We start from the raw sequence: 21,589 nt of genomic DNA on the forward strand, positions 1-21,589 counted from the left end.
AGCTTTTCGATGCGCCAGCGGACCATCTGGCCGGCGGTGATGCCGGCGTTGTTATCGACATCGATCTATTGTGCGGCACAGGCCCCGGCGCCAGCCACACCCAAACCTTGCCAGGTGCTGGTCAGCGGCTCGGTGCCGGACGAGGCCAGCAAGGCGGCCATGCTCGCCCGAGTGCGGGAGCTGTATGGCGCGGAGCGGGTGGTCGACCAAGTGTCGATCGCGCCGGTGTCGCTGCCGCCCAACTGGAACGGCTACGTGCAAAAACTGATCGGTCCCAATCTGAAGTTGATCAGCAAGGGCGAAATCAAGATCGACGGCACCAACGTCACCCTGCGCGGCGAGGTGGCCAACGAGGCGCAGCGCCAGCAGATCGCCAGCGACTTCGCCACCAGCCTCAATCCCAGCTACACGGTCAACAATGGCCTGCGCGTGAGCGCGGCCGAACAAAACTTGCTCGACGAGACGCTGGCCAAGCGCATCATCGAGTTTGAGAGCGGCAAGGCGACGCTGACCGACTCCGGCAAGGGTATCCTGGACGAGATGGCGGCGGCGATGCAGAAGGTAAAAGGCAAGAAGGTGGAGGTGATCGGGCACACCGACAATGTCGGGCTGCGCGACAGCAACCTGGCCTTGAGCCACGCGCGCGCGCAGGCGGTGTGCAGCTACCTGGCCGACAGGGGGATCAGCCAGGAGATGGTGATGGTTTCGGGGCAGGGGCCGGACCGTCCGGTGGCCGAGAACAGCAGCGCCGACGGCCGCGCGCGCAACCGTCGTATCGAATTCCGCATCGCGCAGTGACGCAAACCCCCTGTGCCCTTAGCGATACGCTAGCCGTACCTCTTAGGGGTCGTACCCGCCGGGTACGACCCCGCTTGGCCGTGCGGGTTAAATCACGGCAGCGTGATCGTCACATACGCCGGCCGTGGCGCAAGCTTGACCAGATCCGAGTAGCCCGCCAGCGTGTTCTGCGTGTCGTGCGACAGCGAGGACTCCAATCCGATATAGGCCGCCAGGCCGATCACCGCGAACAGCGCGCACAAGGCCCACAACGGCGTATTGCTGCGCAATTTGTTGACGATCTGGTCGGGCCGTTCGGCCTGCGGCGCGAAGCCCTTGCTCTTGCCTTGAATGTGCGCGATCTCGTCGCCGAGGCGTGCGGTCATGTAGGCCAGCTTGTCGGCGGCGTCGAGCGCGTATTTGCCGCGAAAGCCGATCAGCAAACACATATGGAAGACCTGTAGCGCCGGCAGCCTGGCGCCACCGGTGCTGCGTAGCGCTTCCAGACGGTCGAAGAAGTGTTCGCCGGCCAGTTGGTCGCCAAAGATCACCAGTTGCAGCGGACGGCGCTCCCACGCGAAGCGCATCGGGAACTGCGATCCCAGGATGATCTCGTCGAGCGCGGCGCAGAACGCATACTTGGCGTCGTCGATATCCTCGCCTTGCGCGCGCAGCTTGCGGGCCTCGCTGTCGAATTCCGCCAGGTAGGCGGTGATGGTGTCCAGGAAGTCCGCTTCGCCCGGCGGGGCGCTGCCGTTCTTCAGCATGAACAGCAGATAGAAGCCTTCCTGCAGCAGATCGAGCAGGGTTTGTACATGGCCGTAGCCCGGCTGGATCTGCCGGCGCTGGCCGCCCATCAGCGTCGGGATCGCGCGGCGTTCGACTTGGGGCGTCATGCTGTCACCGCGATCAGGTTGATGCGCAGGTCGCGTATGCCGCTCGGTACATAGATCGAGATCGACTGCGCTTTGAGCATCTGTTCATACAACACGCCTTTGCTTTCCAGCGCAAAGTAGTAGGTATCCGGTTGGACCGGAATCGCCGCCGGCACCTGGGGCGCGTGGGTGATTTTTACGCCCGGCATGGCCGTCAGCACGCATTTTTCCACGTCGTCCGGCGCGCCGGCCTTGACGCGCAGCGGCACGATCTCCACCAGCTCCAGTGCGGACAGCGAGGCGCTGACGGCGAGATAAAGCGTGGTGCGCTGGTCGATTTTTCCGGAATCGAGCTTGCCCAGGTGGTAGCTCGGTTTTTCTTCCGACAGCGCTATCGAGAAGTACTTGGTCGAGATCACGGTGTCGAGCAAATCGCGGATGATGTCATCGAGGCCGGAGAAGCATGCCGCCATGTCGTCGTGCCGGTAGCAGGGCAGGTGGACCAGCGAGTATTGTTTCGAGTAAGTCATCAGGGCGCCGGCCAGCCCAAGCAGCGATTCGAACAACCGCTCGGGATGCAGCTCGGGATTGCGCACGTAGTGCATCAACGAAGCGGCCGAAGTGCTGACCGTGTGCAGCAGCCAGAATGACGACACGTCGCCGGAACGGAATTCGATGACGTTGCGGCTGGGCTCACGCATGTGGCCTTGCAAGGACTGCACCTTGGCCTGCAGGGCGTCCATCAGGCGGTCCAGCATGGCCTTCAGCGCAGGGGGGCTGGCGATCGACAGGCCTGGTGGGATAAACGAAGGATCGGGTTCGAAACCGCCGGTGACCAAGCGGCGCAGGCGTATCACCGGCACGCAGTCGTAAGCGCCGAGCGGCTCCTGGTCGGATACCAGCCGCACCGATTTCTTCAGATAGCTGACTTCCGCGCTGACTGCGCGCGTGTACAAGTCCGGTGTTTCACTGGTTGTTTGGCGATAGCGGGCGCCGGCCTGCTGTTCATCTTTTTGCGGGCCGTTTGATGCCGCGTTGCCGCCGCCGGGCGCCAGCGCGGGCAGGGCGGCGTACCACGTCACTTCCTGCAGGTTCGGGGGCAGGGTGGACAGATCGATCGCCACCGGCAGCGGTTCGCTCGACGGCGCGTCGACGATCTCGCCATCCTGGAAGATGATGCACAGCGCCTGCAGGCGCAGACGATCGGCCTTTAGTGCGTCGTGATCCCATTCGATGCGCCGTACGCCCCACAGGTAGGGATGCAGCGCCTGCGCGGTCTGGTGCAGGCGCGCCTCATGATACTGGTCCTGTTGCTGGAAGTGCTGTGGACGCAGGAACACGCCTTCGCCCCACAGGACCTTCGATGGAATGCTCATGTTGACTCCTTCAGGTTATTGGCAGCGCACTGCCGCCAGAGGCTTGCCGGTTTCATTGACCGCCGTTGTTGCGACGGCGCCCGCGCCGACGCTCATCGCGCACGCATGCAAGCCAACGGTGATGCCGGATTTTTCCGCGTCGGCGGCCGCGAACGACAGGCGCCAGCGCTGCTCGGCTGGCGCCTGGAACAACGCGACGACGCCGATGAAATAGGCTTCACGCGTGACCTTCTCGACCACCTCGTAGCGCTGGCCGGGAATCAGCATCACCTCTTTGACTTCCAGCAGATCGTTACCGAGTAATTCGCGTTCGGTTTGCGCGTTGAGGAAAGCATTGAAGTTCATTTGCTGGAATGCGGCGGTCTGACGCAGCTTGTAAATCCGCGTCGCCAGCGCCATCGGTTGCACCGCCTTGCCGGCGTTGAGGTTCTGCGCAGCGTGCAGCTTGATCGCCACATTGCGCGGCGGCTTTTGCGCGTCGGGCAGCTCCGGCGGCTTTTGGACGCCGGCGATTTGCAGCGCCGCCCCCGCGATGGAACCGGCCGCGCAGCCTTGCAGGGCAAGCAGTCCCGCTATCACGATCATAGTTGTTCCGTTCATGTTTTCTCCAGACGATCCATGCATTAGAACGAAAGCCGCAGCGATCGAATTTGCGGCGGCGCAAGCAATTTGGAAGGGGACGAATAATTGATTAGACGCAACTAGTGCTGTTGGCGTTCATGAATAATGGCTCTCTCGTATCTGGTTTCGCAAACAAGGAGAGAGTGATGAATATCGCAAGAACATGGTTGCCCTGCGTGGCGAGTCTGATTCTGTTGTCCGGCTGTGCGACCGACGGCGACATGGTCCGCACCAAAAAGCCGCAGGCTTCCACGCTGGAGCAGGCGCTGACCGAGGCCGGCACCGCGCTGGCCGCCGGCGAAGGCGACAAGGCGCAGGGCATCCTGAAGGCCGCCGCCACCAACTACCCCGCCGACAAGGCGCCCTGGCTGCATATGGCGCAAATCAAATTCGACCGCGCCAGCTACGGCGAGGCGATCACCAACGCGCTGGAGGCGCTGCAGCGCGACCCGAACGACAAGCTTGGCAACAGCATCGTCGCCGTCAGCGGACTGCGTCTGTCGACCAAGGCGCTGGCGGACCTGAGCCGGCAGAATAATTTGAATGGTTCGCTGCGTTCGGAGGCGCAGGAGCTGGCCAAACTGCTGCGCGGCAGCTTGGGCGAGGACGTGCTGGTGCCCTCGTCGAAGGACGCGCGCAAACCCGCTCCCGCCAAGAAAAACACAGCCACGGCGCCCGCCAAGACCAACAGCCAGACCAACAGCAGCGATCCTTTCGGCGGCTTGAAATAAGCCGCTTTCCTTGTTTCCCTTTTTGATGGAGTTTGTATGGCAAATGGTGACAGTGTCCAAAAGCGCCTGACCAAAGTGCGTCCACCACGTGTGCAGATGACGTATGACGTGGAGATCGGCGATGCGATGGAAAACAAGGAGCTGCCGTTCGTGGTCGGCGTGGTCGGTGATTTCGGCGGCAATTCGGAAGTGGGGAAGAAGCGCCTGAAGGACCGCAAGTTCGTCGGCATCGACAGCGACAACTTCGATGAAGTGATGAGCGGCGTCGAACCGGTCGCGCGCTTCAAGGTGCCGAACCAGCTGGCGGGCGACGATACCAGCTTCAATGTCGAACTGCACTTCAAGGCGATGTCCGACTTCCGGCCGGAAGCCGTGGTGCGCCAGGTCGAACCGCTTAGCCGCCTGTTGGAGGCGCGCGGCAAGCTGGCGGACCTGCGTAACAAACTGGCCGGCAACGACAAGCTGGAGGACATCCTGAGCGAGGTCCTGAGCAGCACCGACAAGTTGGCCAAGCTGAAATCGGCCAAGCCGGTAAAGGGAGACTGACATGTCGGCACAAATCAATCAACTGCAGGAAGCCGCCGTCACCACCGAGGACGTCAACCTGCTGGACCAGATCGTCGAGCAAAGCAAAGTCGCCAAATCGACGGTGGAACACGAGCGCGCGAAGGACATCATCTCGGAACTGGTCAGCCAGGTACTCGATGGGACGGTGGTCATGTCGAACAACCTGTCGGCGACCCTCGACGCACGCGTCGCGGAGCTGGATCGGCTGATCTCCAGCCAGTTGAGCGCCATCATGCACGCGCCGGAGTTCCAGAAGCTGGAGCAGAGCTGGACCGGCCTGCACTACCTGGTCAAGAATTCGGCCACCGGGCAAGGTTTGAAAATCCGCATGCTCAACGCCACCAAGCGGGAACTGGTCAAGGACTTCCAGTCCGCGCTGGAGTTCGACCAGAGCTCGATGTTCAAGAAGGTCTACGAAGAGGAATTCGGCACCTTCGGCGGCGCGCCTTACGCCGCGCTGCTGGGCGACTTCGAGATCTCGCGCCAGCCGGAAGACATGTACTTCGTCGAGCAGATGTCGCACGTTGCGGCGGCGTCGCACGCGCCGTTCATCGCCTCCGCCGCGCCCGAGTTGTTCGGGTTGGAAACCTATGGGGATCTGGGCAAGCCGCGCGATCTGTCCAAGGTGTTCGACACCGTGGAATACGCCAAGTGGAAGGCCTTCCGCGAATCGGAGGACTCGCGCTACGTCGGCCTGGCGTTGCCGCGCTTCCTGGGACGCCTGCCATTCAATCCCGTCGACGGCACCACGGTCGAGGGCTTCAACTTCGTCGAGGAAGTCGATGGCACCGATCACCAGAAGTACCTGTGGTGTAACGCCGCCTATGCCTTCGGCGCCAAGCTGACCAAGGCCTTCGACGATTTCGGCTGGTGCGCGGCGATACGCGGCGTCGAAGGTGGAGGGCTGGTGGACGACCTGCCCACGCATACCTTCAAAACCGACGACGGCGAGGTGGCGCTCAAGTGTCCGACCGAGGTCGCCATCACCGACCGCCGGGAGAAGGAACTGAGCGATCTGGGATTCATCTCGCTGGTGCACTGCAAGAACACCTCCTATGCGGCCTTCTTCGGCGCCCAGTCGGCGCAGAAAGCGAAGAAATACAGCTCCGAGGCGGCCAACGCCAACGCGGTGCTGTCGTCGCAGCTGCAGTACATCTTCGCCGTGTCGCGCATCGCCCATTACATGAAAGCCATGATGCGGGACAAGGTCGGCAGCTTCGCCTCGGCCTCCAACGTCGAGGACTTCCTCAATCGCTGGCTGATGAAATATGTTCTGTTGGACGATAACGCCAGCCAGGAACAAAAGGCGCAGTTCCCGCTGCGCGAGGCGTCCGTCCAGGTGCACGAGGTGCAAGGGCGTCCCGGCGTGTACCGCGCCGTGTCCTTCCTGCGGCCGCACTTCCAGCTCGACGAGCTGTCCGTTTCCCTCCGACTGGTCGCGGAGCTTCCGCAGTCGACCAATAGTTAATCTTTTTTTCACCACCACCTGAGACTGGAGCATGCAATGGCAATCGACGTCTATCTTCACATTGATGGCATCAAAGGCGAGTCGACCGACGACCGCCACAAGGATTGGATCGAATGTAAATCGGTCACTTTCGGCGTCGACCAGCCGAAATCGGCCACCGCGTCCACCGGCGGCGGCCACACGGCCGAGCGTTGCGAACACCGCGATATCGTCTTCTCAAAGCTGGCCGACTTGTCCTCGCCGATCCTGTTGCAGACCTGTTCCGCCGGCCGCACCATTCCAAAGGCCCGGCTGGAATTCCTGCGCGCGGACGCGCAGGGCGAGCGCGTTAAGTACTTCGAGATCGAGATCGAAAATGTGCTGATCGGCGCCGTGTCGCCGTCGGTGCACGAGGGCGACATCCTGACCGAGGAAGTCGCACTGAAATTCTCCAAGATCAAGTGGCGCTACACGCAGCAAAAAATCACCGGCGGCGCCGGCGGCAACACCTCCGGCGGCTGGGATTTGGCCAGCAACCGTATCGTCTGACGATCCCCCCAGCGCCCGTCGTTTCGCGTTGCGACGGCGCGCTTTTTTGGGCCAGGCCGGCCTGGCCTGGCCTTTTTTTTATGAGGGCTTCCGATGAATGGCTTTACACCTGGCCTGCTTGACCGTCTGCTGGGCGAGCAAAGCGCCGCCTCCCGCCCAGGCCATGGCCTGACGCTGGAACAACTGAAGGATTCCGTGGCGCGCGACCTGGAAGACCTGCTCAACACGCGCTGCGCGCTGTCCGACGAATTGTTGGACGCCTACCCCGAGTGCGCCGGCTCCATCGTCAACTACGGATTGATCGACTTCGCCGGCATGTGCCTGAGCAGCAGCGAGGATCGCGCCCGCATTTGCGCCGCGCTGAAAACGGCGATCGAACGTCACGAGCCGCGCCTGCGCAATGTGCAGGCTTGGCTGGAGCGCGAAAGCGGCTCCATCAACCGCGTCAGCTTCGCCATCAGCGCCACGCTGGCCGGCCTGCCGATGACAGAGTCGGTCAACTTCGACGCGGTGCTGCAACCCTCATCCCTGCATTATTCAATCAACCGCAGCGCCCGCGGAGTCTAAACATGAACCTGAATCTGAAAACACTGATCGGAAAATTGAATGACACCACGCGCCTGGCCGCCACACGCGCCGCCAGCATCTGCGTGGCGCTTGGCCAGTATGAAGTGGAGGTCGAGCACCTGTTCCTGGCCCTGCTCGAGCAGGAGCGCTGCGATGTGGTGCTGATCGCGCGCCAGTGCGGCGTCAGTATCGACACGCTAGAGGCCGATCTACATCATGAGGTTAGCCAGTTCAAGACGGGCAGCACGCGCACGCCGGTGTTTTCGCACCATTTGCCGCTGCTGCTGGAGAACGCGTGGCTGATCGCATCGCTGGCGACACCACAGCCCAATGGCATTCGCAGCGCGCATCTGCTGATCGCGCTGTTGACCGACCCGGAACTGTCGCAGATCGCGCACCGCGCGTCCTCCGCGTTTGCGCGGATTCCGATCGATGAAGTCAAGCACCGGCTGGAGAAATACACCATTGGCTCGCAGGAGGAAACCATCGCCGCGTCCACGGCCGGCGTCGAACCGCTCGTGGCGCCGCTTGCCGATGCCGAGCGCCTGAGCGGCCCCCGTACGCCGGCGCTCGACCAGTACACCACCAGCCTGACGCGCGTCGCCAGTGAAGGCAAGCTTGATCCCGTGATAGGCCGGGAGACCGAAGTGCGCCAGATGATCGATATCCTGCTGCGCCGCCGCCAGAACAATCCCATTCTCACCGGCGAAGCCGGCGTGGGCAAGACGGCGGTGGTGGAGGGCCTGGCCCTGCGCATCGCCGCCGGCGACGTGCCGGCCGTGCTGCGCGGCGTGGAGATCCGCACGCTGGACATGGGCCTGTTGCAGGCCGGCGCCAGCGTCAAGGGCGAGTTTGAAAACCGCCTGAAGAACGTCATCGACGAAGTCAAACAAAGTCCGCACGGGATCATCCTGTTCATCGACGAGGCGCACACGATGATCGGCGCCGGCGGCGCGGCCGGGCAGAATGACGCCGCCAACCTGCTCAAGCCGGCGTTGGCGCGGGGCGAATTGCGTACCATCGCCGCCACCACCTGGAGCGAGTACAAAAAGTACTTCGAAAAGGATGCCGCGCTGGCGCGGCGCTTCCAGGTCGTCAAGGTCGAGGAGCCGAGCGAGGAAATCGCCAGCGCCATGCTGCGCGCGATGACGCCACTGATGGAGAAGCACTTCGGCATCCGCATCCGCGATGAAGCGGTGACCGAGGCCGTCCGCCTGTCGCATCGCTATATCAGCGGCCGCCAGCTGCCCGACAAGGCCGTCAGCGTGCTCGATACGGCCTGCGCCCGCGTCGCGCTGGGGCAGAGCGGCACGCCGGCGCTGCTGGAATCGGCGGCGAAGGGCATGGAGCGCATCGACGCGGAGATCAATGCCTTGCAGCGCGAAGAGGGCGGCGAGAAGAGTGTCGATGCGGCGCGCCGACAGCGCCTGCAGAAGCTGACCGCCACCCGCGCGGCGCTGGCCGAGGAGCACGCGAAGAATGGCGATCGTTGGCATCGCGAGCAATCGATCGTCGCCGCCATCTCGCGTCTGCGCGACGGCGGCGACGGCGCAGGAGAAATCCGCGCGCTGAAGGAGGAACTGGCCGCGCTGCAGGGCGAGACGCCGATGGTGCCGGTGGAAGTTGATGCCGCCACGGTGGCCGCAATCGTCTCCGGCTGGACCGGCATCCCGCTGGGGAAAATGGTCAAGGATGAAATCCGCACCGTGCTCAAACTACAGGATGCGCTCGAAGCCCGCATCCTCGGCCAGCCGGCAGCCATCGCCGCCGTGGCGCAACGCGTACGCACCGCGCGCGCCAACCTGGACGATCCGAACAAACCGAAAGGCGTGTTCATGTTCGTCGGCCCCTCCGGTGTCGGCAAGACGGAAACCGCCCTGGCGCTGGCCGACCTGTTGTACGGCGGCGAACGCAAGCTCCTGACGATCAACATGAGCGAGTACCAGGAGGCGCACAGCGTCTCCGGCCTCAAAGGCTCGCCACCCGGCTACGTCGGTTACGGCCAGGGCGGCGTGCTGACCGAGGCGGTGCGCCGCAATCCGTATAGCGTGGTGCTGCTCGACGAGATCGAAAAAGCCCATCCCGACGTCACTGAATTGTTCTTCCAGGTCTTCGACAAGGGCGTGATGGACGACGCGGAAGGGCGCGAGATCGACTTCCGCAACACCATCATCATCGCCACCTCCAACGCCGGTTCCGCAGCCGTCATGCAGGCGTGTCTTAACAAGGAAACCCCGCCGACGGTGGATGAACTGGAACAGCTTCTGCGGCCACAACTCGTCAAACACTTCAAACCGGCCTTCCTCGGGCGTCTCAAGGTGGTGCCGTACTACCCGATCCCGGACCAGGTACTGGTGCGCATCATCGGGCTCAAACTGGACCGCATCGGCCAGCGCATACGCGACCAGCACCACGCGGAGTTCAGCTACGACGAGGCGCTGGTCGAAGCGGTGCTGGCGCGCTGCACGGAAGTCGATTCCGGCGCCCGCAATGTCGATCATATTCTGAACGGCAGCCTGCTGCCGGAGATCGCCGAGGCGGTGCTGGAGAAGATGGCGCAGGGCGCGGCGATCGCCAAAATCAAGGTCGGCGCCAGCAAGCAAGGGCAGTTCAAATACACCATCAAATAGCAAGGAGCCACCATGTTCAGCATCGCACAACTGCTGTTGCCGATTAGCGCCGATCGGATCTGCGGCGAGGACCTGTCGTTCAGCAGCGAAGTGGACGCCATCGCGCACGCGCGCACCTACGACGATCCAACCCTGGACCAGGGCGAGTGGGTCGCGGTGCTGAAGGAGGCCGACTGGCAGTTTGTCGGCAGCCGTTGCGCCGCCATGATCGAAACGAAGACCAAGGACCTGCGGCTGGCCGTCTGGCTGGCGGAAGCCCACGCCAAGACGCGCGGCCTGCGCGGCCTGGGGGACGGCTACGCCGTGCTTTCCGGCCTGTGCGAACATTACTGGGAAGGCCTGCATCCGCTGGCCGATGACGGCGACTATGACCAGCGCATCGGCAATCTGTACTGGCTGCTCACACGCACCCTGGTGCTGGTCAGGGAGATGTCGCTGGACGGAGGCGCGGCGCTGCTGCCGGATGCCGAATACTGCCTGGCCATGCTCTGTGAGCTGGAACGCGTGGTCGACCGGCGCCTGGGCGCCGAAGGTCCAGGTTTCAGCGCCGCCAAAGACGCTTTGCAAGCCTTGATCACCACTATCGCGCCTGTAGGCAGTCCGCTCGCGATGTCGATGGGCGGCGACGCCACAGCGGGCGTTGTCGGCCAGGGGGCGGCAGCCGCGCTGGGTGGCGCTGTACAAACCCGGGCCCAGGCCCTGTCGCAATTGCGTCTTGTGGCCGATTTTTTCCGCCGCACCGAGCCCCATAGCCCGGTGGCCTATCTGGCCGACAAAGCCGCAAGCTGGGGCGACATGCCGCTGCACGTGTGGCTGCGCGCCGTCGTCAAAGATCCGGGCGCCATCGCCGGCCTTGAGGAATTGTTGGGCGCACAGTCGGGCGGCGAGTGATCGCGGTGCGCATTTTTACTGAGTAGTTGTTGTGGCGCAACGCTCAATCTTTCTCTCGGTGCTACAGATTCTGGCGAACAGTGCTAGCATGGGTCAGACATTCCTGATCCTTTCGCTAGGGGTTCGCCATGAACAACCTGAAAATCGGCACGCGTCTCGGCTTCGGCTTCTCGCTCATCCTGTTGTTACTGACGACGATGACCATCATCGGCATCATGCGCCTCAGTAGCGCCAGCGCGATGACCGACCATATGATCGACGTGAAAATCCGCGACCAGCGGCTGATCGCCGAGTGGGGCAAGATCATCGAGGTCAACGCCGCGCGCACCACCGGCGCCTGGATGGTGGCCGATCCGGCCGATCAGAAAAATCTGGAAACGCTCATGGCCGGATCCTCCGGGCGCGCGACCAAGATCCAGGACCAGATCGGCGCCACCATCGAGGAAGAAGAACTCAAGCCGCTGTTCAAGCAGGTGCTGGACACGCGCAAAGCCTACACCGACGTGCGCAAGGCCGTCTTTGCCGCCAAGGCCAAGGGCGATCTCGAATTGGGTAAAAAACTCTACGAAGGCGACTTGGCGCAAACCCGCACCAGCTATCTCGCGGCGCTGAAAACCTTCTCCGACCGCCAGGCGGACTTGCTCGATGCCGCCGCCGTCCAGATCCACGACCAGTACACCAGCGGCCGCACCTTGCTGGTGATGCTGGGCCTTGCCGCCATCGTCATGGGCGTCCTCGCGGCCTGGTGGATCACCCGCACGATCACCAGGCCTATTAACGAAGCGGTGAAGGTCGCGGAAACCGTATCGTCCGGCGATTTGACCAGCGAAATCCGGGTTCACAGCAACGACGAAACCGGGCAGCTGATGAACGCCCTCAAAATCATGAACTCCAATCTGGTCAGCATCGTCGGCCAGGTGCGCAATGGCACCGACCTGATGGCCACCGCGTCCACCGAGATCGCCGCCGGCAATCAGGATCTGTCGTCACGCACCGAGGAGCAAGCCAGTTCGCTGGAGGAGACGGCATCGTCGATGGAGGAATTGACGTCGACGGTGAAGTTCAACGCGGAGAACGCGCGCGAGGCCAACGCGTTGGCGATCAGCGCCGCCGAAATTGCCAGCCGTGGCGGCGCCGTGGTGGGCGAGGTGGTGAACACCATGGGCTCCATCAACGACTCGTCGCGCAAAATCGTCGAGATCATCTCTGTCATCGACGGCATCGCCTTCCAGACCAATATTCTCGCGCTGAACGCGGCGGTGGAAGCCGCGCGCGCCGGCGAGCAAGGGCGCGGCTTCGCGGTGGTCGCCTCGGAGGTGCGCAACCTGGCGCAGCGCTCGGCGTCGGCCGCCAAGGACATCAAGAGCCTGATCAACGACTCCGTCGAAAAAGTCTCGCAGGGCTCGGACCTGGTCAACAAGGCCGGTGAAACCATGAGCGAAATCGTCACCAGCATCAACCGCGTAACCCAGATCATGACGCAGATCAGCCATGCCAGCGAAGAGCAGAGCCTCGGCATCGCCCAGGTCAACGACGCCATCACCCAGATGGACCAGGTGACGCAGCAGAACGCGGCGCTGGTCGAACAGGCGGCAGCGGCGGCGGAATCGATGCAGGAGCAGTCGGCCAAGCTGGCCGACGTGGTGAGCGTGTTCAAACTGGATGGCTTGCAGTTGCCCGCGCCGGTGGCCGCGTCCAGCCGTCTCGCTCCGCGCACGCCCACACGTCCGGCGCTACCGCCGCGACGTGCCAAGCCAGTCGCTGTAGCTGCCGTTTCCGCGCCGGCTACCAAGGCTGCCCAGGACAGCAAGCGCAAGGCGATCACCACCAACGACGCGGACGGCTGGGAAGAGTTCTAAGCGAGGCCGCGCTTCGGTACAATGACGCGCTTCGGTACAATGGCATATGATCAGTACCGACCCCACACCCTCCAAGCCGCGCAGCACCCGGGCGCAATGCCCCGCGTGTCTGCGGCCGCTGCAAACCTGCATCTGCCGCTGGGTGGCATCGGTATCGAGCCAGGTGGAGGTACTGATCCTTCAGCATCCGATGGAGGTGGCGAACGCCAAGGGTAGCGCGCGGCTGCTGCATCTGAGTTTGTCCAACAGCCGTCTGGAGTGCGGCGAAGCGTTCGAGGCGGATCGGTTGGGCGAGCTGCTCTCCGGCGATCGCCGCAACGTACTGCTGTATCCAGAGACGGCAGACGACAAATCGCTGGGACTCGCCACGCCGCAGATGTTCGATCAGGACTGGCTCGGTGAACCACAGCGATTGCGCCTGGTTGTGCTGGACGGGACCTGGCGCAAGAGCCGCAAGATGTTGTATATGAATCCACCGTTGCAGGCGCTGCCCCGGCTACCGCTGCGCGACACGCCGCCATCGCACTACCTGATACGCAAGGCGCATCTGCCGGACCAGCTGTCCACGCTGGAGGCCACGGCGTACGCGCTGGCGCAGCTGGAAAACGACCCGCATAAATTCAACCCGCTGATCGACGCCTTCGATGGTTTCGTCGCCCAACAGGCCAGCTACGTGCGTCCTTGATCAGGCGATCAGTTTCAGGCCGGGCGGCAGCGACTCGCCCAGCATGCGTTTTTCTTCGGCCTGATCGAGCTGCACCACTTCCCGCACCATCGCGCTCCAGTTGGCGGGAGCGCCGATCGCGCCAAGGCGCCGCAGTATCTCGGCGCGCAAGGTCTCGTTGATATCGCGCGAACGGTCGCCCGTCATGCGTGCCAGATGGGCCGCCGCAAAACCGGCCGGCTCCACCTTCTTCCAGTCCAGCGCCAGTATGTTGGAGAGCCACTGCTCGACGACCGCGCTGTCGACGACATCGTGCGCGCTACCGTGGAAGGGCTGGCGCGCGCCGACGCGGCTCAATCCCCACAGGAAGCGCGCCTGCGCCGCTTCCGCCTTGCCGGCGTTCGCCGCGCCGGCGCGGGTTTTGTTGGCGCCGGCCTTTGCGGCCGCGCGGGTTGCCGCGTCGAGTTGCGACAGCATCCATGCGCCGATTTCGGCTTTGTAGTTGCCGGGTATGCGTTCGAGCGACGCGCCCAGGCGCAGCATGTCCTCTTCGCTGCCATTGACCAGCGTTTGCGGGCGCCGTCCGCGCTCCTGCGCGTCCGCCTGGACGTTAAAGGCGAAATCGTCGAGCACCCGCAACTGCGCTTCCACGCTCAAGCCGCCGGCCACGCGCCGCCACAAGGTCCACCACTCGGCGCACACCTGGCTGTCCTTGTGGTGCTGGGCGCCGGCCTCAAACATCGCCCAAAGTTGTTCGATGCGCCACTCGTCGAGCGGATGGCCGAAGCCTGGGCGCAGGCAGTAGCCGCTCAGGTTAAGCCACGCGCGCTCGTGTTCCGACGACCTGCGACGGCCCTTGGCGCGTTCGATCAGCGCGTCGAACAGGCGGCGCAGCAGTGGCGTGGCCCAGCTTTCCCGGCTGCCCAACAGGTGCTCGAGCTGCGCGCGCAATTGCTTGACCTCCTTGACGTCGACCTGCAGCGCGCGGCTGCCGAAGATGCGGTCTATCTTGTCGATGGCCGCGTTCAGGCCCGCCGGCATTGGCGCGTCATGGGAGGTGTTCGTGCCCACGTCGTCGGCCTCCGCGATGCCGGTGTCGCCGCGCAGCTGGAACTCCAGCAGCCAGCGCTGCGTGTCTTCAATCGCCACGCAATGCACTTCCAGCGTGCCGACCTCACTGAGCGTGGTGGCCAGTTGCACCGGAATTTCCTTGCGGGCGTCGGCGGTGCCGCTGTCGCGCAGCACCGTGGCGATCGGTGGTAGCTGGACGTAATCGTCCGGCTGGAGCTCGACCAGTTCCCCGGCCTGCGGCGGGGAGGCGTCCGACGTCGACGACGCCAGATGGAAACGCACTGGCCGGCCAAGCCGCAGCGCGAAGGTGCGCTCGGCCAGCAGGATTTCGCGGTTCTCGGCGCTGCCGCGCGGCAGGATGCAGACTGCGCGGCGGGGTTTGTCGGCACGCAGTTCATCGTCCAGCAGCAGGAAGTAGCTGCGCGGCGAGCCGCCGCCAATGACGGGCGCCTGGCCGGCTTGTCCCAGGGCATAGGCCACACCGCCGCGCGCGACGGCGACATCGGGATCGTCGTTATTCAGTACGCGCAGCGGCTTGCCGCGCCAATTCGAGAGTACCTCCTCCAAGCGGCGGGCCAGGGCGTCGGCGCGGAAAACGCCGCCGTTCAGCAGCAACGCATCGGGAACCGGTATCGTCGCGTAATCGTCGGCTGGCAGGCCCAATGCCTCGCGGGCGGCCGCCGCGTGCTGGCGCAGGAACCCCGCCAGATGGCGGGTGATGGCGGCGTCGCTGGCGTAGGGCAGGCCGAACTCGATGATCGCGCCGCGTCCGCGCGTGGCGGGTTCGCGCGACGGATTCAATGGGAAGAAGCCGTCCACCACCAGCGCGGCCACCTCGTCGCGGGTCAGCTCGGCGGAGCGGGAACCGCCGATCAGGCGCGAGCCGGAACCGAGAAGGGTGACGGTGGCGCGCTGCGGCGCGTCTGCCGCCAGCAGCAGCTCCTTCGCCGCGCGGCAGCGCTCCGCCAGTTGCGCCAGGCGGCTCGACGACAGGCGGGGAGGAGGCGCGTCGCCGCCCTGGGCCGCCGCCATGCGCGTCTCGACCAGATGCGCCAACGCGAGATCCATGTTGTCGCCGCCAAGGATCAGGTGATTGCCGACGCCGATGCGGCTGATCTCCGGCCGGCCGTCGGCCATCCCGACCTTGATCAGACTGAAATCGGTGGTGCCGCCGCCGACGTCGCACACCAGCAGCAGGCGCGTTTCGGCGAGATCGGCGGCGAGCGTCGCGCGCTGGCGGTACAGCCAATCGTAGAAGGCCGCCTGCGGTTCTTCCAGCAGGCGCAGGCCGGACAAGCCGGCCATGCGCGCCGCTTCAAGCGTCAGCGCCCGCGCGCCCTCGTCGAAGGAGGCGGGAATCGTCAGGACGATCTGCTGGCGTTCCAGCGGATGCGCAGGAAAGCGCGTATTCCAGGCGGAGCGCAGATGCGAAAGATAGGAGGCGCTGGCGGCCACCGGCGACACCTTGGCCACATCGGCTTCGGAACCCCATGGCAGGATCGCGGCCGTGCGGTCCACATTCGGATGCGACAGCCAGCTCTTGGCGCTGGAGACCAGACGCCCCGGCACCTGCGCGCCCATGTTGCGCGCCAGCCGTCCGATGACCACCTGCCGCAAACCCGCTACGTCGTCCTGCCGCCATGGCAGTTGCAATTCGTCGTCGGCCAGCTCGCCCTCGGCCGGGTGGTAGCGCACCGACGGCAGCAGCGCGCCAGCGCCAACCTCGCCCGGCGCCACCAGCTGCTCGATGTCGAACAGCTGGATGTCGGCTTTGCCGGGCGCCGAATAGGCCAGCACCGTGTTGGTGGTGCCAAGGTCGATGCTGACGATGTATTGGCTCATGCTCAGGCGGCGGCGCTTTCAGTGGCGCCCGAGCGCACGTCGAACTCCACCTTCCAGCGTTGGCCATCATTGGCCACGGCCAGCAACTCGAGCGTGCCCGATTCGGTCGCCATCGCATGCAAGCGCACCTGCACCACGTCGCCGGCCTGACGGCCTTCCGGCGACAGCGTGGCCTGGATCTCGTTCAACTCGATCAATTCCTCCGGACCCCAGAAGTCCAGCAGGTCGCCGATCTGGTCCTGCCGGCGCACCGAGGAGCCGAAGAAGCGGAACTGCACCGGCTCGCCGACGACCAGACCGAACTCCTGGTTCGGCAGTTCGATCTCGCTGCCTTCCTCCATGCCGAACGGCGCCACGCACAACGCCTGGATCGGCGGTTCCATGCCGGGAATGGCCGGCATCGACGATTCGATCGCCACATAGTACGCGCGCGCCGTGCCGCCGCGAATCCGCACGCCGCTGCCGCGACGCACGTAGCTGTAGTAAGCCGCGCCGCGCGCCACCGCCAGATCCAGATCGGCGCCGCCCAGCATGCGCGCCGGCTCCGCGCCTTCCATGTACAGCCAGTCGTTGAGGGTGCCCATGACGCGTTGCGCCAGCAGCTCCGACTTGAACACGCCGCCGTTGAACAGCACCGCCGTCGGATGCAGGAAGGTGGCGTCGGCACTGTGCTTGCCGGCGTAGCCTTCCAGTTCGCTGGTGGCGCCGACCTGGCGTGCAAGGAAAGCGGCCAGGTGGCGCGTGATGCCCGCGTCCTGCGCATACGGCAGGCCAAGCTGCGTCAGGCCCGCGCGCGTACGCACGGCGGGACGCGTCGCCGCGTCCACCGCCGGGAAGAAGCCGTCGAGAATAAAGGTGGTCACTTCGTCGCGCGTCAGCTCGGTGCGGATCGAACCGCCGATCAGCTTCGAGCCACGGCTCGGCACCACGATAGGCCAGGTGTCGACGGTGGCATCGGCCAGCAGCTTTTCCTTGGCCGTGCGGCAGCCGTAAGTCAGCGCGCGCATCTGCCATGCGTCGAGCTGCGTGCCGTTGGCGGCCAGCTTGCGCGCAACCAGATGCGCCAGCGCCAGGTCCATATTGTCGCCGCCGAGCAGAATGTGATCGCCGACCGCGATGCGGTGCGGCTCCAGGACGCCGTCGCGTTCCAGCACGGCGATCAGCGAAAAGTCGCTGGTGCCGCCACCGACGTCCACCACCAGGATGATGTCGCCCGGTTTGACCTCTTTGCGCCAGCGGCCTTCGCTGCCCTGGATCCAGCTATACAGCGCCGCTTGCGGCTCCTCCAGCAAGGTCAGATTGGTGTAGCCGGCGGCGCGCGCCGCGTCGGCGGTCAGTTCGCGCGCGCCCGGGTCGAAGGAGGCGGGAATCGTCACCGTCACCGCCTGTTCGCCGAACGGCGCCTCCGGGTGCGCCTGTTCCCACGCCTGGCGCAGGTGCGACAGGTAGCGGGTCGACGCCTCCAGCGGCGAGACGCGCGTGACTTCTTCCGGCGCGTCGTTCGGCAGCAGGGCGCTGCGGCGGTCCACGCCCGGGTGGCTCAACCAGCTCTTTGCGCTGGAGACCAGGCGGATCGGCGTGGTGGCGCCACGGCTGCGCGCCATCTCGCCGGCCACGCCGGTTTGTTCGGCCGCCGACTGCTGCCACGGCAGGCTCAAATCGCCGGGCGCCAGTTCGTCGGCGTGCGGCAGATACAGGAAGGATGGCAGCAGCGCCAGGTCTTCCACCGTGCCCGGCGCGGTCAACTGCGGAATCGCCAGCACGCCGTGCTGGGTTTTTTCGCCGTCGCTGGTGGTCAGGTCGACATAGGACAGCGCGCTGTGGGTGGTGCCAAGGTCGATGCCGATGGCGTAGCGTGGGTCGCTCATAATTCCACCTCCGCCGGTGCCAGGATCGCCGCGTCGTGCTTTTCGGCCAGTTTAGGCAAGCGCACGTTCGATGCGCGCCAGCCGCGATGGCTCAAGGCGCCACGGAACGGCGCCTTGCCGACCACATTGCCCGTCAGGCGCACGGCGCTGGCGTCGAATCCTTCCTCCAGCACCACGCGGCTGCCTTCGGCCTCGCTGCGTACCGCTTCGATGGTGAAGTGCTCGCGCAGCACCTTGCCGCAGCCTTCGTGCACCACGCGCGCGGCGGCGCCGATGTCGGCGTCCGAATAGGCGCTCAGGTTCTCCTGGGTGAAGTCGATCAGGCGCGCTTCGCGCTGGAACAGGCCAAGCAGCTGGAGCGCGGCATCCGGCGTGGCCACGCGCAGCGTGACCGGGGCCGGTGCAGGCGCAGGTGCCGGGGCAGATGCAGGTGTCGGGGCGGGAGCCGGAGCGGAAACCGGCGCGGCGGACGGCTGCGGTTCGCCGGCGGCGATGCGCGCCAGGCGCGCGGCATATTCGGCATCGGACAGCGCGCGGAAGAAGGCGCCGATGGCGATCGATATCCGGCTAAAAAAAGACGGCAACGGTTGAGTCGAATTGTTCATGTTTAGCTCGCGTAGAGTGAGCCGGGCCGCTGCCTGGGGCGGCAGCCTGGCGGAATGTGGGGTGGGGGCGCGCGTGGCGCGGGGAAAGTCTTTCCCCCGGAAGCCCCGCATGATACCAGTTCGGACGCGGGCGCCAAAGGCGCGAAGGCCGCAGCTTTGATTTTTCGCTTGATATGGCCATTTGAAGCGCATAGAATACTGGATATATATACAGTATCGGCGCAGCACCGGCGATCCCCGCCCGGTGCCCGGGCCCAGCTATCATGAACCACGACGAAAACAACCAAGAGCACGTGATGCTGCCGCCGCCTTCGCTGAAGGCGCAAAAAGGCCGTGGCGCGGTATCGAACCTGCAGGGGCGCTTCGAGGTCAACGCGCGGGAGGCCTACGACGACGGCTGGGAGCGCGAGGAAGAGGAGGCGTCGCCGTGGAAAACCCAGGTCACCGACGAGTACTGTAAATCGATCCTGAGCCGCAACGCCTCGCCGGACCTGCCGTTCAGTGTTTCGCTGAACCCGTATCGCGGCTGCGAGCATGGCTGTATCTATTGCTTCGCCCGTCCCACGCACAGCTATCTCGGCCTGTCGCCGGGCATGGACTTCGAGAGCAAGATTTTCGCCAAGGTCAACGCGCCGGAAATGCTGCGGCGCGAGCTGGCCAAGGCGGGCTACGAGCCCGAGTCGATCGCGCTCGGCGTCAACACGGACGCCTACCAGCCCTGCGAGCGCGAGCGCAAACTCACGCGCCGCGTGCTGGAAGTGCTGCAGGAATGCCAGCACCCGGTGGGCCTGATCACCAAATCGTCGCTGATCGAGCGGGATATCGACATTCTCTCGGCGATGGCCGCCAAGCGCCAAGCCGGCGTCGCCATCACGCTGACGACCCTGGACCCGGCCATCTCGCGCACTCTGGAACCGCGAGCGGCGGCCCCGGCGCGGCGTCTGCGCACGATTCGCACCCTCACCGACGCCGGCATTCCGGTGGCCGTCAGCGTCGCGCCCATCATTCCGTTCGTCACCGAGCCGGATATCGAGCGCTTGCTGGAGGCGGTCAAGGAAGCCGGCGCCGTTACCGCGCACTACACGGTGTTGCGGTTGCCGTGGGAGGTGGCGCCGCTGTTCCAGCAATGGCTGCAGGCGCACTTCCCGGAGCGGGCGCAGCGCGTGATGAACCGCGTGCGTGAAATGCGCGGCGGCAAGGACTACGACAGCACCTTCGGTTCCCGCATGAAAGGCGAGGGCGTATGGGCGGAATTGATACGGCAACGCTTCAAGATCGCCACCGAGCGTCTCGGACTATCGGGCAAGGGCAGCCGCTTCCACAGCATGGACGCGTCGCAGTTCACGCGGCCGCTGGTGGTGCCGCCGCTGGGCGCGCGCGCCAAGCCGACCGACGCGGGGCAGCTGGATTTATTCTGACGGAACCGTTGACGGAGGGTTGTTCAACGCGGCCAGGTGCCGTTCGATCTCGAAGACGTGCTGGTCGTGGCGGCCCAGTTCGCGCAGGGCGTGCGCCAGATGATTGAGGTAGTCGCTGTTCGGGCCGCTTGGGCCGATGGAGCGGGCGATGTGGCGCGCGATTTCCTGCTCCGACGCTTCCCCCAGGAAGGCGGTGTTGTCCGGCGTGGCGATATAGACCAGGCCGACGACGCTGTCGTTATTGCTATCGCTGTCGCTGTCGCCATCGCTGGCGGTGTTATCGCTGTCCTTGCCGCCGTCATCGAACGTGATCGCCGTCGCCAGCCGCAGATAGCCGTTCTTCTCGCGGTGGTCGAGATGGGCAAAGACTTCCGGGGTGACCAGGTAAGCCATGCCATGGCAAATGGCGCCGGCTTCCTCGATGATGGTGACCACGCGGCCGGGCGCCTCTGGCGTGCCGCGATGGTCGTGCGAGCCTTGCCAAAAGCGGCGCGTCCAGTTGGCGATGCTGGCCGGACGACGTTGCAGGTAGGGGAAGTCGGCTTTGTAGATCAGCGAGCCGTAACCGAACAGCCAAACGCTATGGTGGCCGTCGAACTGGTCCATCATCTGGTTGATGGCGATGGTGTCTGCTGTCATGATCGTTTGTGTTTTGGGCATGCGCCGGAGCTCGCGTCAAGTTCAGTTTATGCCCGCGCGGGCGATGTCCAGATGCTTGACGCCGATGGACTTGAACGCCGCAGTCAACTGACCTTCGTAATTGTGCATCAGCTCGGCCTGTTGCGGGTCGTCCGCTCCCCAGCCGGACGTCACCAGCATCACGCGCTGCGAGTCGGACTGGTTCGCCGTGTCGCCGTGCAGGTGCAGCAAGCGGTCCAGCCAGGCTTTCAGGGTCGACGGCGTGAAGTAGTTGTGCATCGGTGCCCCAACCACGACGATGTTAGCGTCGACGAATTCCTGCAACAGCGACGCGCTCAGCAGCGACTCCGCCCGCAACTCCGCGTGCATCGGAATGGCGCTATTCCATTGCTTGCGCATCACCTGGAGCAGCGGCGCGCTGACGTGCGATAAGGGCGAGGCGGCAAGGTCGCGATAGTTCACGCTGGCCCCTTCGTGCGCGGACGCCAGCCGGGCCACGGCGGCGGCGGTATGTTGGCGCGATTGCGAACTGTCGCCCAGCGCGCAGGAGTCGATATGCAGAATATTCATAAACCGAAGCATACACACGCCG

Annotated in this window: 19 protein-coding genes; 11 read left to right on the forward strand and 8 right to left on the reverse strand. The window is 64.8% G+C overall.

From position 1 onward, the window contains the following. Nucleotides 1-9: 9 nt before the first annotated feature. The gene (locus NHH88_10895; protein ID USX16254.1) at nt 10-798 is read left to right on the forward strand and encodes an OmpA family protein; all 789 of its coding nucleotides are present in this window, start codon (nt 10-12) and stop codon (nt 796-798) included. 92 nt (nt 799-890) lie between these two features. Here the strand turns inward: NHH88_10895 and icmH are convergent, their stop codons facing one another. From icmH to tssJ, 3 genes are read right to left on the reverse strand one after another with little or no spacing between them, the layout of a single operon-like run. Continuing rightward, nucleotides 891-1,673, reverse strand: coding sequence for a type IVB secretion system protein IcmH/DotU (gene icmH / locus NHH88_10900; GenBank protein ID USX16255.1), 783 nt, complete (start codon nt 1,671-1,673; stop codon nt 891-893). After that, on the reverse strand, nt 1,670-3,028 hold the full coding sequence (gene tssK / locus NHH88_10905; GenBank protein ID USX16256.1) for a type VI secretion system baseplate subunit TssK: 1,359 nt from the start codon (nt 3,026-3,028) through the stop codon (nt 1,670-1,672). Before tssK ends, icmH begins: the two co-directional genes overlap by 4 nt. Before the next feature lie 15 nt (nt 3,029-3,043). Continuing rightward, nucleotides 3,044-3,628 (reverse strand): type VI secretion system lipoprotein TssJ, encoded by a 585-nt coding sequence (gene tssJ, locus NHH88_10910; protein USX16257.1) that lies wholly within the window; start codon nt 3,626-3,628, stop codon nt 3,044-3,046. A 167-nt stretch (nt 3,629-3,795) separates the two neighbouring features. On the opposite strand from tssJ, the gene NHH88_10915 reads away from it, so the two are divergent. From NHH88_10915 to NHH88_10955, 9 genes are all read left to right on the forward strand, one after another. Then, on the forward strand, nt 3,796-4,380 hold the full coding sequence (locus tag NHH88_10915) for a hypothetical protein (GenBank protein ID USX16258.1): 585 nt from the start codon (nt 3,796-3,798) through the stop codon (nt 4,378-4,380). A 36-nt stretch (nt 4,381-4,416) separates the two neighbouring features. Beyond that, nucleotides 4,417-4,926, forward strand: a complete 510-nt coding sequence (tssB, locus tag NHH88_10920) for a type VI secretion system contractile sheath small subunit (protein USX16259.1) — start codon at nt 4,417-4,419, stop codon at nt 4,924-4,926. 1 nt (nt 4,927) lies between these two features. After that, complete coding sequence (tssC, locus tag NHH88_10925) at nt 4,928-6,415, forward strand: type VI secretion system contractile sheath large subunit (protein ID USX16260.1); 1,488 nt, start codon at nt 4,928-4,930, stop codon at nt 6,413-6,415. A gap of 36 nt (nt 6,416-6,451) precedes the next feature. Beyond that, nucleotides 6,452-6,943 carry a type VI secretion system tube protein Hcp gene (locus NHH88_10930; protein ID USX16261.1) on the forward strand — a complete coding sequence of 164 codons (492 nt, stop codon included), beginning with the start codon at nt 6,452-6,454 and terminating at the stop codon, nt 6,941-6,943. A 93-nt stretch (nt 6,944-7,036) separates the two neighbouring features. Continuing rightward, nucleotides 7,037-7,510 carry a type VI secretion system baseplate subunit TssE gene (gene tssE, locus NHH88_10935; GenBank protein USX16262.1) on the forward strand — a complete coding sequence of 158 codons (474 nt, stop codon included), beginning with the start codon at nt 7,037-7,039 and terminating at the stop codon, nt 7,508-7,510. Nucleotides 7,511-7,512: 2 nt separating this feature from the next. Further along, entirely contained in the window at nt 7,513-10,140 is a 2,628-nt protein-coding gene (gene tssH / locus NHH88_10940; GenBank protein ID USX16263.1) for a type VI secretion system ATPase TssH, read from the forward strand. 12 nt (nt 10,141-10,152) lie between these two features. Beyond that, nucleotides 10,153-11,031 carry a type VI secretion system protein TssA gene (gene tssA / locus NHH88_10945; GenBank protein USX16264.1) on the forward strand — a complete coding sequence of 293 codons (879 nt, stop codon included), beginning with the start codon at nt 10,153-10,155 and terminating at the stop codon, nt 11,029-11,031. 128 nt (nt 11,032-11,159) lie between these two features. Beyond that, nucleotides 11,160-12,890: a methyl-accepting chemotaxis protein gene (locus NHH88_10950; protein USX16265.1), complete on the forward strand. Its 1,731-nt coding sequence runs from the start codon at nt 11,160-11,162 to the stop codon at nt 12,888-12,890. Nucleotides 12,891-12,936: 46 nt separating this feature from the next. Next, the gene (locus NHH88_10955; GenBank protein ID USX16266.1) at nt 12,937-13,575 is read left to right on the forward strand and encodes a DTW domain-containing protein; all 639 of its coding nucleotides are present in this window, start codon (nt 12,937-12,939) and stop codon (nt 13,573-13,575) included. Here the strand turns inward: NHH88_10955 and NHH88_10960 are convergent, their stop codons facing one another. From NHH88_10960 to NHH88_10970, 3 genes are read right to left on the reverse strand one after another with little or no spacing between them, the layout of a single operon-like run. Next, a complete protein-coding gene (locus tag NHH88_10960; protein USX16267.1) occupies nt 13,576-16,467 on the reverse strand; it encodes a hsp70 family protein in 2,892 nt (963 codons plus the stop codon). A 2-nt stretch (nt 16,468-16,469) separates the two neighbouring features. After that, nucleotides 16,470-18,335, reverse strand: a complete 1,866-nt coding sequence (locus NHH88_10965; GenBank protein USX16268.1) for an Hsp70 family protein — start codon at nt 18,333-18,335, stop codon at nt 16,470-16,472. Then, nucleotides 18,332-18,940: a DUF2760 domain-containing protein gene (locus NHH88_10970; protein ID USX16269.1), complete on the reverse strand. Its 609-nt coding sequence runs from the start codon at nt 18,938-18,940 to the stop codon at nt 18,332-18,334. Before NHH88_10970 ends, NHH88_10965 begins: the two co-directional genes overlap by 4 nt. Before the next feature lie 263 nt (nt 18,941-19,203). Between NHH88_10970 and NHH88_10975 the strand changes: the two genes are divergently transcribed. After that, on the forward strand, nt 19,204-20,358 hold the full coding sequence (locus tag NHH88_10975; protein ID USX16270.1) for a PA0069 family radical SAM protein: 1,155 nt from the start codon (nt 19,204-19,206) through the stop codon (nt 20,356-20,358). Here NHH88_10975 and NHH88_10980 read toward each other — a convergent pair. After that, nucleotides 20,350-20,997, reverse strand: a complete 648-nt coding sequence (locus tag NHH88_10980) for a gamma-glutamylcyclotransferase (GenBank protein ID USX16271.1) — start codon at nt 20,995-20,997, stop codon at nt 20,350-20,352. The two genes, NHH88_10975 and NHH88_10980, sit on opposite strands and share 9 nt — an antisense overlap. Nucleotides 20,998-21,039: 42 nt before the next feature. Next, on the reverse strand, nt 21,040-21,567 hold the full coding sequence (locus NHH88_10985; protein USX16272.1) for an NAD(P)H-dependent oxidoreductase: 528 nt from the start codon (nt 21,565-21,567) through the stop codon (nt 21,040-21,042). Nucleotides 21,568-21,589 lie beyond the last annotated feature (22 nt).

This window comes from Oxalobacteraceae bacterium OTU3CAMAD1, assembly GCA_024123915.1.
Lineage (GTDB): Bacteria > Pseudomonadota > Gammaproteobacteria > Burkholderiales > Burkholderiaceae_D > Rugamonas.

What these genes read in the sequence shown, in the direction of transcription:
- NHH88_10895 (USX16254.1), top strand. Translation starts at nt 10, where the DNA reads ATGCGCCAGCGGACCATCTGGCCGGCGGTGATGCCGGCGTTGTTATCG.
- icmH (USX16255.1), bottom strand. Translation starts at nt 1,673, where the DNA reads ATGACGCCCCAAGTCGAACGCCGCGCGATCCCGACGCTGATGGGCGGC.
- tssK (USX16256.1), bottom strand. Translation starts at nt 3,028, where the DNA reads ATGAGCATTCCATCGAAGGTCCTGTGGGGCGAAGGCGTGTTCCTGCGT.
- tssJ (USX16257.1), bottom strand. Translation starts at nt 3,628, where the DNA reads ATGAACGGAACAACTATGATCGTGATAGCGGGACTGCTTGCCCTGCAA.
- NHH88_10915 (USX16258.1), top strand. Translation starts at nt 3,796, where the DNA reads ATGAATATCGCAAGAACATGGTTGCCCTGCGTGGCGAGTCTGATTCTG.
- tssB (USX16259.1), top strand. Translation starts at nt 4,417, where the DNA reads ATGGCAAATGGTGACAGTGTCCAAAAGCGCCTGACCAAAGTGCGTCCA.
- tssC (USX16260.1), top strand. Translation starts at nt 4,928, where the DNA reads ATGTCGGCACAAATCAATCAACTGCAGGAAGCCGCCGTCACCACCGAG.
- NHH88_10930 (USX16261.1), top strand. Translation starts at nt 6,452, where the DNA reads ATGGCAATCGACGTCTATCTTCACATTGATGGCATCAAAGGCGAGTCG.
- tssE (USX16262.1), top strand. Translation starts at nt 7,037, where the DNA reads ATGAATGGCTTTACACCTGGCCTGCTTGACCGTCTGCTGGGCGAGCAA.
- tssH (USX16263.1), top strand. Translation starts at nt 7,513, where the DNA reads ATGAACCTGAATCTGAAAACACTGATCGGAAAATTGAATGACACCACG.
- tssA (USX16264.1), top strand. Translation starts at nt 10,153, where the DNA reads ATGTTCAGCATCGCACAACTGCTGTTGCCGATTAGCGCCGATCGGATC.
- NHH88_10950 (USX16265.1), top strand. Translation starts at nt 11,160, where the DNA reads ATGAACAACCTGAAAATCGGCACGCGTCTCGGCTTCGGCTTCTCGCTC.
- NHH88_10955 (USX16266.1), top strand. Translation starts at nt 12,937, where the DNA reads ATGATCAGTACCGACCCCACACCCTCCAAGCCGCGCAGCACCCGGGCG.
- NHH88_10960 (USX16267.1), bottom strand. Translation starts at nt 16,467, where the DNA reads ATGAGCCAATACATCGTCAGCATCGACCTTGGCACCACCAACACGGTG.
- NHH88_10965 (USX16268.1), bottom strand. Translation starts at nt 18,335, where the DNA reads ATGAGCGACCCACGCTACGCCATCGGCATCGACCTTGGCACCACCCAC.
- NHH88_10970 (USX16269.1), bottom strand. Translation starts at nt 18,940, where the DNA reads ATGAACAATTCGACTCAACCGTTGCCGTCTTTTTTTAGCCGGATATCG.
- NHH88_10975 (USX16270.1), top strand. Translation starts at nt 19,204, where the DNA reads ATGAACCACGACGAAAACAACCAAGAGCACGTGATGCTGCCGCCGCCT.
- NHH88_10980 (USX16271.1), bottom strand. Translation starts at nt 20,997, where the DNA reads ATGACAGCAGACACCATCGCCATCAACCAGATGATGGACCAGTTCGAC.
- NHH88_10985 (USX16272.1), bottom strand. Translation starts at nt 21,567, where the DNA reads ATGAATATTCTGCATATCGACTCCTGCGCGCTGGGCGACAGTTCGCAA.